The organism is Salinarchaeum laminariae, from assembly GCF_023204835.1.
Classification (GTDB): domain Archaea; phylum Halobacteriota; class Halobacteria; order Halobacteriales; family Salinarchaeaceae; genus Salinarchaeum; species Salinarchaeum laminariae.
This window is the reverse complement of the sequence record NZ_CP096270.1, coordinates 2,639,171-2,651,366: the sequence shown is the minus strand read 5'-3', so window position 1 is coordinate 2,651,366 and position 12,196 is coordinate 2,639,171. Positions and strand designations below refer to the sequence as shown.

Below are 12,196 nucleotides of genomic sequence, written 5' to 3'. Positions count from 1 at the left end.
CAGAGATTAGCGGATCTTGCGGACGTCGCTGATATCGAAGCCGCCGTCGTGAATCTCGGTCTCGAAGCGGATGATCTCCTCTTCTTCGAGTCGGGAGAGCACGCCGCGGAACTGCTTGACGACCATCGTTCGCGCACGCTCGCTCCCGCCAGTCTCCCACTCGAAGAGGAATGTTCCGTCCGTGGCCTCCATGAGACGCCCGAGCTCCGTTGCCTGGAGGGTCTCCAACGTTACGAGCAGGACGACCATGCCGCCCCACTGTTTTGCGGCCTTGGTGAGCCCTTTGATGAGCAGCGTGATGTCGGTCCAGTCCATTTCGCCGCTGGCAACGCTGATCAAGTCGGTGACGGAGTCGATGACCACGAGGCTACCCTCTCCCTTGCGGCTTAGATACTCGCCGACGGCTTCGAGTACGTCTCGTCGGTCGTGTCGGTCCCCGAGCGAGTTGATGTCCGGCGTCTTCCCGGCGTACCAGTCGCTGGGGACCTGACTGAGCTGGAAATACTCCTCAGAGAAGTCCTCGAAGGTGATGGCGTCGGCGGCAGCATCGACGAGCCCTTCGTCCATCGTGTACTCCATCTCCTCGATCAGCGCGTTCCGGTCGTCGGTGAAGGAGAGATACTGGACCGAGGTCGGGAGTTCGGCACCCGTCTCCAGATCGCCGTAGTAGAGTTCGAACTGTTCCTCGTCTGCGTGTGCCAGCGCGTTCATCGCGGCGGTCGTATAGAGGAACTCGCGTCCCCCGGCGCCCACCTCGCTACCCAGCAACACTGTGCTGCCGGCGGGAGCGCCGCCGCCGATCATCGCATCGAGCCGCGAGACGCCGAAGGGGACCCGAACCATAGCGTCCGTTCGAAGCGGCTCCCGTTAGCACTTACGGCAGATTGGCTGGCCGGTTCGCACGCAATCCAGGTAGTATTCCGGAGAATGACCGACGCATGGATATACGGGGTTGGTATCCCCAGTCAGATACTGGACCAGGACATCACCGTTTACTACTGCCCTCGTAAGATACATCACGCTAATGAGAAGCGGAATTATTATGAGGTAGGTGTGGTACGTGGTGGCCATGCACCGGCGCGGAGACCGACGGTGGTTGGTGGATCACCGTATCGGCGCGGATACAGCAGTGACTCGGAGCGGGGCCGACACGTGTTCGGAGGGATCGGCGTGACAGGGACAGACCGCGGGGCGGAACGCCGTCGACTTCTCGCGGCTGTTCGAAACGATGGTGAGTCCAACTCGTCGTCGGACGATGCTGAGCCGAAATCACCCAGCAATCGGCGAGGTGAACCCGCACCCGACGGCGGCATTCTCACGCTCGATGGCCCGCTGTTTCACTGCACGAACTGCGATCGGACCTATCTCGAAGAGCCCGTGACTTGCGATAGCTGTGGCGAATCCGAATTCGATCGTCGCACGGCCGAGTGACTGGCTGGGGGATCGATTTTTCACCGATACTGCCCATTAGGTACGCGTGGGCTCTCCCCCGACGCCCGTAGCGATCTACGACCGTGCAATCGAGGAGGGGAACCGTCGCCTCGAACAGTCGTTTCTGGAGCTCGTCGGAACGAGTTTCCTGGCGGGCCTGACCATCGTTTTCGGCGTCGTGGCGCTCGGGATCGTCGAATCGATCGTCGAGCCACAGTTCGGTGGCGTTGCCAAACTCGCCGGCGCGCTTGCATTCGGCGTCGGCCTCGTATTTCTGGTCGTTGGTCGGACGGAGCTGTTTAATGAGAACTTCTCCGATCCGGCAGCGGCAGCCATCGAGCGATCCGATTCGTGGTTGCTCGGACCCCTTCTCCGACTCTGGTCGCTCACGTTCGCCTTCAATCTCGCAGGGGGCTGCCTGTTCGCGTTCGTCTTTGCCGTCGACGGTGCATTGCCCCCCGGAGCGGGCGAGTCGCTGGCCCATTACGCGACTGCGACGGCAGAGCGTGGTGCCAGAACGTGGTTCGCGCGTGGCATCGCTGGCGGCGCACTCCTCAGTCTGCTCTCCTTCCTCCTCGTCGCCGTCGACGGAGACCCCAGTCGGATCGCGCTCGCGTACGTGGTCGGCGTCCTTCTCGCGCTCGGCCCGTTCGACCACGTCGTGGTGACCGTACTCCACCTGTTCGTCGGCGTACTCTACGGTGCTGACGTCGGCCTCGGAACGGTGCTGTGGTTGACGATCGTCGTGACGGCGGGGAACCTCGTCGGTGGTCTCGGACTGGTGACGTTTACTCATGCGGCACAGGCGAGGGGCGCTCGGGACTGACGGCCCGTCGACTAGTTCAGACCCTGACGCGAGTCGGTAGCCTTCCCCAAATCGGCTGCCAACTGATGCAGTCGACTCGGCGGCTCACACGCGACTGAGGGCCATAGAGTGGGTTGTATGCAAGTTGTTGTCGTTGCCGACCAGAACGTTTTTGGCCTTCTCACAAAATATCTTTAATAGACACGAGATCAATGTCCGTTACCTGCACACTGCCTGCCACGAGCGGTCCTCGGTCCGGTATCGCGACCTCGCAGACTGCTGACTCGACCACCACGGCTGCACCTTCTGAGGTGGCTCCGCAATGAGACACGGTGACACCGACTGGTGGCCCAACCAGCTGAAGCTCGACATTCTGGATCAGAACGCTAGCCACGTCAGTCCCCTCGACGAGGAGTTCGACTACGCCGACGAGTTCGAGGAGCTCGATCTCGAGGCGGTCAAAGCGGACCTCGAGGAGCTGATGACGAGTTCGCAGGACTGGTGGCCGGCCGACTACGGCCACTACGGGCCGCTGTTCATCCGGATGGCCTGGCACAGCGCCGGTACCTACCGAACCATCGACGGCCGGGGCGGTGCGACCGGCGGTCGACAGCGGCTGCCGCCGCTGAATAGCTGGCCGGACAACGTCAATCTCGACAAGGCACGCCGGCTGCTCTGGCCGGTCAAGCAGAAGTACGGCAAGCAACTCTCCTGGGCCGACCTGATCGTGCTGGCCGGCAACGTCGCCCTGGAGTCCATGGGCTTCGAGACGTTCGGCTTTGCTGGCGGCCGTGAGGACGCCTTCGAGCCCGACGACGCCGTCGACTGGGGCCCCGAGGGCGAGTTCGAGTCCATGTCCGAGGACCGCTTCGACGAGGACGGCGACCTCAAGGAGCCACTCGGCAACACCGTGATGGGCCTCATCTACGTCAATCCAGAGGGTCCGGACGGCGAACCCGACGTCGAGGGGTCAGCGAAGAACATTCGGCAGGCGTTCAGCCGGATGGCGATGAACGACGAAGAGACTGCCGCGCTCATCGCGGGCGGACACACGTTCGGGAAAGTCCACGGCGCAGACAGCGGTGACAACCTCGGTCCCGAGCCCGACGCAGCTCCCATCGACCAGCAAGGGCTTGGTTGGGAGAACGAGTTCGGAGAGGGGAAGGGCCCCGATACGATCACCAGCGGCATCGAGGGTCCGTGGACCCAGGCACCGGTTCAGTGGGACATGGGCTACGTCGACAACCTGCTGGACCACGACTGGACGTCGGTCAAGGGCCCCGGCGGCGCGTGGCAGTGGGAGCCAGTCGGCGACGAACTCGAAATGTCCGTTCCCGACGTCGAGGGAGCCCCCGACTCCGTCACCCCCATGATGCTGACGACGGACATCGCGCTCAAGCACGACCCGGACTACCGGGCCGTCCTTGAGCGCTTCCAGGAGGACCCCCAGGCGTTCCAGCAGGCCTTCGCGAAGGCGTGGTACAAGCTCATCCACCGCGACATGGGTCCGCCGTCCCGGTTCCTCGGTCCGGAGGTTCCCGAGGAGACGATGATCTGGCAGGATCCGATTCCCGACGCTACCTACGACCTGATCGGCGAGGCGGAGATCGAAGAGCTCGAATCGGCGATTCTCGACTCGGAGCTCTCCCGATCCCAGTTGGTCAAGACTGCCTGGGCGTCGGCCTCGACGTATCGCGACAGCGACAAGCGTGGCGGTGCGAACGGCGCACGCATCCGACTCGAACCCCAGCGTAGCTGGGAGGTCAACGAGCCAGCCGAACTCGACGCCGTCCTCGACACGCTCGAGGAGATCCAGACGTCGTTCAACGACTCACGCTCCACCGAGGTGCGCGTCTCGCTCGCCGATCTCATCGTTCTGGGCGGAAACGTCGCCATCGAGCAGGCAGCGGCCGACGCCGGCCACGACGTGGACGTTCCCTTCGAGCCCGGACGAACGGACGCGACGCAAGAGCAGACCGACGTCGACTCCTTCGAGGCGCTCAAGCCGCGAGTCGACGGGTTCCGGAACTACTTCGGCGGCGAACACGACCTGCCCGCCGAAGAACTACTCGTCGACAAGGCCGATCTGCTCGACCTGACGCCCCCCGAGATGACGGCGCTGGTCGGCGGTATGCGCGCCCTCGACGCGAACTATCAGAACTCGGATCTCGGCGTGTTCACCGACGAGCCCGGAACGCTGACCAACGACTTCTTCGAGACCCTCCTCGACGTGAGCAACGAGTGGGAGGCCGTCTCCGAGGACGAGCAGACGTTCGAACTGCGAGACCGCGAGACTGGCGAGGTCGAGTGGACGGCGTCTCGCGTCGACCTCATCTTCGGTTCGAACGCCCGACTTCGAGCGATCTCGGAGGTCTACGGCAGCGACGACGGCGAGGAGGAGTTCGTCGAGGACTTCGTCGAGGTCTGGACGAAAGTCATGCAGCACGACCGCTACGACCTCGACTAGCGGCTTTGTAGGGCGGCGAGATGCGGATTTTTGTTTTCTCGGTTTGTTGGCGAGCAATCGTTGCTACCGCTCAGTAGATTGCGGTATGACCAGCAACTGTGTGTCGCCCAATGGGTGAGATAGCGAAACTTGGAACGTCCCGTGGGCCGGGGCGAATATCGAACACGGGAAGACATTCCTGCTCGCTTCGCTCCGCGGGCTGTGACTTCCCTGCTCGAATTCGCTTGGCTGCAATCTCCACGCATCGCAGCCTCGTCGCTGTCGCTCCTCGAATTGAGTGCGGGAAAAGTGGGCCGGCGCGAATTCGAATCGCGGTTACGGCCACCCGAAGGCCGAAGGATACCAAGCTACCCCACCGGCCCGCAGGTGAAGCAAGCGCCCGTCTGCCTTTAACGATTCCGGAGTGGGGCAGCGCACGGCCGATCTACGGCGGTCAGTATCTCTCGAAGCCGCCCGTATCCAGCCAGTTGTGAGCGACGGTGATTGCCTGGTCACCGTGGAGTGCTTGCGGTCCCAGTGAGATCGGCGTCGCGTCGTGTTGGGCGAGTACGGTTCGTTCGTCCTCGGTGAAGTCGTGGTGGTCGGAGAGCACGAATACTGGATCTTCGGGTGGCTGCACCGAGGGGGCTGGATCGCCATCTTCGTCGAGGACGATCAGATCTCCGCTGGCGGCGACGGCGTCGAGCGTTGCTTCCAACCCGCGGCGGCGGAGCTCGACGCCGGGGGAGCTTTCGACGGGTTGGTGGCCGATCGCTTCCTCGCGCTCCTCGAGGGCGCCCCGGAGCAACGCCGCCGTCGAGCGCTCGTCGGGGTTCAGCCGGCGGACGCTGGCGCCGTCGACGGTGATCGTGACGGCGTCGTCGATGACGAGATGGACGAGCGCGTCGGTGCGGATGCCATGCGACGTCAACAGTCCAGCAGTGACCGATCGGCAGAGGACGTCGAATCGGCCCGCTCCCGGAAGGTCGTCGAGCGAGATTTCGACGTCGGGCGTGACCTCGTGGCCGACGACGATGAACTGGCGCATGGCGATGCAAAGCGTCGGGCCACCAATAGCGTCGTCGCATCGAGACCGACGGAATCTGTGGTCGAACTCAGTCGCGCGGCGGATCCGCAAGGTACTACCGCGACCGCGGCGCTGCAACGGACATGAACGTCGTTGACGTGGCCCGCGACCTGCTGGCGAGCGGGCCGATCTGCGATCCCTGTCTCGGCCGGCCGTTCGCCGACCGGAGTTTCGGGCTCACCAACGCCGAGCGTGGCGGGTCGCTTCGAACTGCCGTCGCGCTGACCGAGGACGAGCCATTCGAGTCTGGCGCCACCGACGACTGCTGGGTGTGTGAAGGCCACTGCTCGACGCACGAGGAGTGGGCCGAGCGCATCGTCGAAGCCCTGGAGAACTACGAGTTCGAGAGCTATCAGGTCGGAACCCGTACTCCGCCACTCCTCGAGGAAAACGACAGACTACTGCGCGAGGAAGCCGGTCTCGACGCCGACGCTGGCGAGTCGTTCAAGTCTGCGTTCAACCGCGAAGTCGGAAAGCGATTCGGTCAGCTGACTGGGACGGGGGTGGACTTCGACCGTCCCGACGTGCTCGCCCTACTGAACGTTGAGCGTGGCGACGTCGACGTACAGGTCAACCCCGCGTTCGTGTACGGCCGGTACCGCAAGGTACAGCGCGACGTCCCCCAGACGGAGTGGCCGTGTCGCGAGTGTGGCGGCTCTGGGAAGCAGCTCGGCGACGACGGCGAGGAGGACTGCGAACACTGCGACGGCTCGGGCTACATGTACCCTACGAGCGTCGAGCAGTCGGTCTCTCCCCACGTCCTCGCCGCGATGGATGGTGAGGAGGCGCTGTTTCACGGCGCTGGCCGCGAGGACGTCGACGCACTGATGCTGGGTACCGGACGACCGTTCGTGGTCGAGGTCAAGCGTCCCCGTGTTCGAGCGCCCGACGTCGACACGCTCGAAGCCGAGATCAACGAGGCAGCGGCCGGCCAGGTCGAGGTAGAGGGGATCGAGCTCGCGACCTACGAGATGGTCGAGCGCGTCAAGGAACTCGACGCGAGCAAGCGCTACCGCGCCTCGATCGCGCTGTTCGAACCGATCGACGACGAGGCGTTCGAGACGGCTCTCGGGGAACTCGATGGCACCACCGTCGAGCAGTTCACGCCCGAGCGCGTGGACCACCGTCGAGCGAGCACGACCAGGACTCGAACCGTCTACGCTATCGGAGGCGAACTCCACGACGTGGAAACCGTGAGCCCCGACGATCTCCCCGGGGATGCCGAGATCGCGGATCGCTACGCAGCGGAGATCGACCTCGACGAGATCGTTCGAACGGGGACCGTCGAGATCCACGGTGAAGGCGGGCTCTACGTCAAAGAGCTCGTCAGCGGTGACGAGGGCCGCACCGAACCCAGTCTGGCGGGGCTGCTCGGCGCCGAGGTCGTCGTGACGGCGCTAGACGTACTTGCCGTCGAGGGCAAGGACGAACCCTTCGAGGACGAGGAGTTCTTCCGCACCTGAGATGGCCGATTACTGCTCGGACTCGTCCGAACTGCCTGCATCCACCGGTCGCTCGGGCTCGACGTAGATTTTCGTCACTTCGGGTGCGGCCGCCTTGATCGCGTCTTCGATCGACGTGATTCGCTCGTCGATCGTGCGGGTGTCCAGCCCTCGATCGAAGGCGACGTCGGCCGTGACCACCACGTCACCGGGGCCGAAGAAGACCGATCGGAAGTCGACGATCGAGCCGACGCCGTCGGTCTCGCGGATAATCCGCTTGAGTTCGTCCTCGTCGTCTTTGCGGAGACTCTCACCGATGAGGAGTCGTTTGTTTTCCCAGGCGAGCGCGATCGCGAATCCCATCAGCATGATCCCGATGAGCAGCGCGCTGACTGCGTCGTAGATCGGGTCGCCGGTCGTCCGAGTGAGGAAGATACCCGTCAGGGCGATTCCCAGCCCGGAGAGGGCGATCGTGTCCTCGGTGAGTGCGGTGAGGATCGTCGTCTGGCTGGTCTTCCGGAACGCCTCGACGTACCCGTCGTAGCCGTGCTTTTCCATCTCCTTTTGCATGCCAGCGCGGGCCTTGTAGAGCGCATAGGCCTCGAAGACGATCGCACCGAGCAGGATTGCGTAGTTGACGTAGACGCCCTGGACCGCGACGTCGACGATGGGGAGCTGCTGGGCTTCCTCGCTGAAGCTGGTCTCCCCGTGTCTAATCGCTTCGATGCCGTGCCGTGCGCTCTCCCACCCGGCGATTCCGAACAGCATGACGGAGACGAGGAAGGAGAAGAAGAATTCCGCCTTTCCGTAGCCGAATGGATGGTGTTCGTCTGCCTCACGGCGACCGTAGAAGATGCCAACGAGAAGAAACACCTGGTTGCCAGTGTCGGAGATCGAGTGGTACGTTTCCGCGAGCATGGAGGGGCTCCCGGTGATCAGAAAGCCGCCGAACTTCAGACAGGCGATGGCAGCGTTGGCGACGAGCGCTGCGAGAACGACGGAGACGCTGGATGCCATTGACGGACGTGGCACCAGCCGATAGTTAGCTCTGGCGGGTTGTTGCGACGATCGCGCGTCCGATCGATCTAAATCCATCGGTGGGTGAGCACGGATACGGTGCCGGGAATCGATCCAGCACCGACTGGCAGTCCTTGGGCTCACTGTCTGCACACACTGAGGGGCTATTCGTCGACGATACGGAAGAAACAGGCTGGAGTTCGCGACCTGATCGAGATCGCCGCGAGGTAGGTTCCCGGATCGAAGCTGAACTCGGACTGCCGAATCAGATCGGGAATTTCGGTCGCGTTCCACGTTCTGGAATCGCCGACGGCCAGTTCCTCGTACGCATCACCAGTCGTGGTCTGTTCGATGCGATCCCAGTCACCGTTCTGCTCGACCCACAGCTGCCAGCTCGCGGGGTTGAACTCCAGCTGCTCGCTGGATTCGTTCCGGAGCGTCAGGGTGATCGCGTCCGGATCGGTCGTCGATTCTAGGGACGGTTCAAGAACTACCGCAGATCCTTCCGAATCGTCCGTCTGTGAACAACTCAGTCCGGATTCGTCGACGCCATCGGGCGGGCAGTCGTACTCGGCGATCGGCTGCTCACTGACCGATGGGGAGGAGGAGGAGGAGGAGCTGCTGCAGCCTGCCATAACTGCTATCGCGGGGACGAGACCGCTCACGAAGGTTCTTCGGCGCACGACCGGTCCTTCAATCTGCTATCAAAAAAACTTCAGGAAGATCCGAATGAGGTGATCCGCGTTCTACCGTCTTCGTCGCGAGCTGTAATCGCGGTTCTGAAGCGTCGAATGGCCGCTATGACGGCAGCCGATTGCGATCAGGAATCTCCCGGAGGTATCAGATCGCGCTGGAACTCGTCGAACGTCCGGAGGTCGTCCGGGATCCCTCGTTCGATGACGCGTTCGTTGCGATCGGTATCGCTCGAATCGTCGAGTGGCGCTGCGACGGGCTCCCAGCCCGGTTTGACCTTGACGCTTTTTGCGGGCGACCCCACTGCGATGTGGTGGGCGGGAATATCTGTCGTGACGGAGGACTTCGCACCGATCAGCGCGTTCTCGCCGATCTTGCAGCCCGCACGGAGCATGGTGTCGTACGTCAGCCGAACGTCGTCCTCGATGATCGTGTGGTAGTTCGTGATCTCCGTCTGGTCCACGACGTCGTGGTCGTGGCTGTAGATGTGCGCGTCGTCGGAAATCGAGACGCGATCGCCGATCGTCAGCTTCCCGCGATCGTCGAGGTGGACGTCGTCGTGGATCACGACGTTGTCGCCGACCTCAATATTGTGCCCGTAGGTGAAGCTAATATTCTTGAAGAATCGGCACCCCTCGCCACAGTCCTCGAACAGGTGTGTGGCGAGCATTCGACGGAACCGGAGTGCGAACTCGACATTGTCGGCCAGCGGCGTCGCGTCGAACTGCCGCCAGAGCCACTGGAGGTGCTTCGATTCGCGGAACTGCTCCTCGTCTTTTTCGGCGTAGTATTCGCTTTCCAGCGTCGTGTTACAGGGATCGTAGCTCTGCAGTCGCACGCGCTCCGCAGCGGAGACGCTCTCACCGTTCTGCCAGCGGTCGTAGGCATCGCGGTCCCCAAAGAGGTCGACGAGGACGTCTTCGACGACGCGACACGTGTCTTCCTCGGACGCGAGTCGCTCGTCGACCTCGTCGATGAACGCCCTGACGCCCGCCTCCGCGTCGGTGGGGAGGCTGACGTGACGTTTCGTCATAGCTGGTCGTTGATCGCGGCTGTTGATATGGGTTTCCGTCGCGGAACGCGGCTCCGTCGGCGTCTGATGCCCGAATCGCTGGCGCCTTCGAGTATTTCGTGCTCCGTGGATCGCAGTCGTTGTGGCCCCCGATTCCACGGGTGACCGATCCACGCCTTCCGCGTCTCCTAAGTACGCGGACCCGAAGGTACACGTATGCGATATCGGGAACTCGGCGAGACAGGCCTCGAGGTCAGCGAGGTCGCTTTCGGCGCCTGGGTAGTGGGAACGGACTGGTGGGGCAACCGAACGCACCAAGACGATCTCGACATGATCGACACCGCACTCGATGCCGGCATCAACTTCTTCGACACCGGCGACGTCTACGGTCACGGCGACAGCGAGGAGATCGTCGGGGAAGCGCTCGCCGACCACCGGGACGACGTCGTCGTCTCTACGAAAGTCGGCTACGACTTCTACAACAATCCGCAGGCGGGACACGGCGAGCTGCCCAAGCGGATGGAGCCCGACTGGATCGAGACGGCACTCGATCGATCGCTCGAGCGGCTCGACTTCGACTACGTCGACCTGCTGATGGTCCACAACGCGAACGTCGACGAGATCGACGCTGACGTGCTGGAGACACTCGACCGTCTCGAGGAGTCCGGCCGCGTCGATTCCGTCGGCTGGGCACTTGGTCCCTCGATCGGCTGGCTCGCAGAGGGCGAGGCCGCCGCTGAAGCGGACGTCGACGCGCTCCAGACCGTGTTCAACCTCTTCGAACAGGAGCCGGGCCAACATTTCCTCGACAAAATCGACGCACACGACGCATCGACGAGTCTGCTTCCGCGAGTGCCCCATTCATCCGGGCTGCTCAACGAACAGGTGACGCCCGACACCGAACTCGGTGAGGGCGACCACCGGTCACACCGGCCAGAGGAGTGGTACGAGGCCGGCTGGGAGAAAGTCGAACAGATCCGGTTCCTCGAACGTGACGGCGAGCGGACCCTCGCTCAGGCGGCCATCCAGTGGCTCCTCTATCACGACGCCGTCGCCAGCGTGACGCCGACGTTCCGTTCGGAGGCCGACGTGACGGCGTGGGCCGCTGCCTCGGGGGTGCCGCCACTCTCCGACGCCGAGTACGAGCGCGTGCAAGAGCTCTACGCCGACAATTTCGACATCGACTCCGACGACGGCATGGACTCGCTCAGGACGTCCGTCGACGGCGAGGACATCCGCGAGGCGGGTCTCGACAAGGAGCCTGCTGCGTACTGATTCCGGGTGACCTCGCCGGCCCTTCTTCTGTTGGACTGACCAACTGCAATTCGGTTCAGCGTCGGCTGCGGATTTCCACTGCAGACCGACAGACTGCACGCACCCGGGCCTCCTCAGGACCACTTACACTCCGAAGTGTCGCGTCGTGGATTTCACCCGCACCCAGCAGCGGCTCGTCGACTGGAATGGACGGAAAATGGCGCTGTGCGTTCGAGGTTAGATCGAGTCGGCTGCGAGTTGTCCCTCTTCGGCAGCCGCTTCGCGGCAGCTGGACGAACAGAAGGCGACGAACTCACCGTCGATCCGCGCGGTTTCGCCCTGACTCGTCACTTCGTCGCCACAGACGGCACACTCGAGAGCGAACGCCGTCCCTGAGACTTCGGGGGTCCACTGCTCGTCAGTGAGCAACCGAACGTCGAAGGATTCGACGTTCTCCGTGGCGACGCTCTCTTCGAGCACTTCGTGGACGGCGTCCTCGGGGACTGTGGCGTGGGCGACGACCGAGCCGTCTGCGGTCGCGTAGACGTGCTCGACGACGTTCTGGGAAGCGAGGCTCTCTGCAACGTCTTCGGTTGTTCCTGGGGCGGTAGATACGTCGATAAGGACCTGGATGCCGGCGTCGAGCGTCGACCGATCGACGTCGAGGGTGAACCGGCGGATGACGCCGAGTTCCTGCAGTCGGTCGATCCGGTCGGAGACTGTCGGGGGCGAGACCCCGACTTTGTCGGCGATTTCGCTGTATGGCCTGCGGGCGTTGGCGACCAGGAGCCGGAGGATCTCGAGATCCGTATCGTCGAGCTGGGGCATGTACCGGAGTACCGACGGTTCGCATATACCATTTTCGACATCCGGCGATTTATTTTTGTTTTATTCTATGCGGCCGGAACTATTGCCACAAGGGTGGAATATGCTGGAAGAGTTTGTAATTATGCGATATATGCGGGCCACTTCTGCCGATACTGGTCAGGATTTTTGCCGTCGTTTGCCC

At 63.1% G+C, this 12,196-nt stretch carries 10 protein-coding genes and 1 tRNA gene; 4 read left to right on the top strand and 7 right to left on the bottom strand.

Going from position 1 to position 12,196, the window contains the following annotated elements; genetic code table 11:
• Nucleotides 1-6: 6 nt before the first annotated feature.
• A complete protein-coding gene (locus tag MXF70_RS12655) occupies nucleotides 7-843 on the bottom strand; it encodes an RAD55 family ATPase (protein ID WP_248515992.1) in 837 nt (278 codons plus the stop codon).
• Nucleotides 844-1,477: 634 nt separating this feature from the next.
• On the opposite strand from MXF70_RS12655, the gene MXF70_RS12650 reads away from it, so the two are divergent.
• Both MXF70_RS12650 and katG read left to right on the top strand, forming a co-directional pair.
• Nucleotides 1,478-2,257 carry a formate/nitrite transporter family protein gene (locus MXF70_RS12650; RefSeq protein ID WP_248515991.1) on the top strand — a complete coding sequence of 260 codons (780 nt, stop codon included), beginning with the start codon at nucleotides 1,478-1,480 and terminating at the stop codon, nucleotides 2,255-2,257.
• A gap of 301 nt (nucleotides 2,258-2,558) precedes the next feature.
• A complete protein-coding gene (gene katG, locus MXF70_RS12645; protein WP_248515989.1) occupies nucleotides 2,559-4,703 on the top strand; it encodes a catalase/peroxidase HPI in 2,145 nt (714 codons plus the stop codon).
• Nucleotides 4,704-4,992: 289 nt separating this feature from the next.
• On the opposite strand, the gene MXF70_RS12640 is transcribed toward katG, so the two are convergent.
• Both MXF70_RS12640 and trmY read right to left on the bottom strand, forming a co-directional pair.
• Nucleotides 4,993-5,065, bottom strand: a tRNA-Pro gene (locus MXF70_RS12640).
• Nucleotides 5,066-5,136: 71 nt separating this feature from the next.
• A complete protein-coding gene (trmY, locus tag MXF70_RS12635) occupies nucleotides 5,137-5,730 on the bottom strand; it encodes a tRNA (pseudouridine(54)-N(1))-methyltransferase TrmY (protein WP_248515988.1) in 594 nt (197 codons plus the stop codon).
• Between the two features lie 122 nt (nucleotides 5,731-5,852).
• Between trmY and MXF70_RS12630 the strand changes: the two genes are divergently transcribed.
• On the top strand, nucleotides 5,853-7,232 hold the full coding sequence (locus tag MXF70_RS12630) for a tRNA pseudouridine(54/55) synthase Pus10 (protein ID WP_248515987.1): 1,380 nt from the start codon (nucleotides 5,853-5,855) through the stop codon (nucleotides 7,230-7,232).
• Nucleotides 7,233-7,241: 9 nt separating this feature from the next.
• Here MXF70_RS12630 and MXF70_RS12625 read toward each other — a convergent pair whose 3' ends face one another.
• From MXF70_RS12625 to MXF70_RS12615, 3 genes are all read right to left on the bottom strand, one after another.
• Entirely contained in the window at nucleotides 7,242-8,228 is a 987-nt protein-coding gene (locus MXF70_RS12625) for a cation diffusion facilitator family transporter (RefSeq protein ID WP_248515986.1), read from the bottom strand.
• A 164-nt stretch (nucleotides 8,229-8,392) separates the two neighbouring features.
• Nucleotides 8,393-8,863, bottom strand: coding sequence for a hypothetical protein (locus tag MXF70_RS12620; protein ID WP_248515985.1), 471 nt, complete (start codon nucleotides 8,861-8,863; stop codon nucleotides 8,393-8,395).
• 185 nt (nucleotides 8,864-9,048) lie between these two features.
• Nucleotides 9,049-9,954: an acyltransferase gene (locus tag MXF70_RS12615; protein ID WP_248515984.1), complete on the bottom strand. Its 906-nt coding sequence runs from the start codon at nucleotides 9,952-9,954 to the stop codon at nucleotides 9,049-9,051.
• A gap of 195 nt (nucleotides 9,955-10,149) precedes the next feature.
• Here MXF70_RS12615 and MXF70_RS12610 point away from each other — a divergent pair, with 195 nt between their 5' ends.
• Nucleotides 10,150-11,208 carry an aldo/keto reductase gene (locus tag MXF70_RS12610; RefSeq protein WP_248515983.1) on the top strand — a complete coding sequence of 353 codons (1,059 nt, stop codon included), beginning with the start codon at nucleotides 10,150-10,152 and terminating at the stop codon, nucleotides 11,206-11,208.
• A 216-nt stretch (nucleotides 11,209-11,424) separates the two neighbouring features.
• On the opposite strand, the gene MXF70_RS12605 is transcribed toward MXF70_RS12610, so the two are convergent.
• Nucleotides 11,425-12,015 (bottom strand): Lrp/AsnC family transcriptional regulator, encoded by a 591-nt coding sequence (locus MXF70_RS12605; protein WP_248515982.1) that lies wholly within the window; start codon nucleotides 12,013-12,015, stop codon nucleotides 11,425-11,427.
• Nucleotides 12,016-12,196 lie beyond the last annotated feature (181 nt).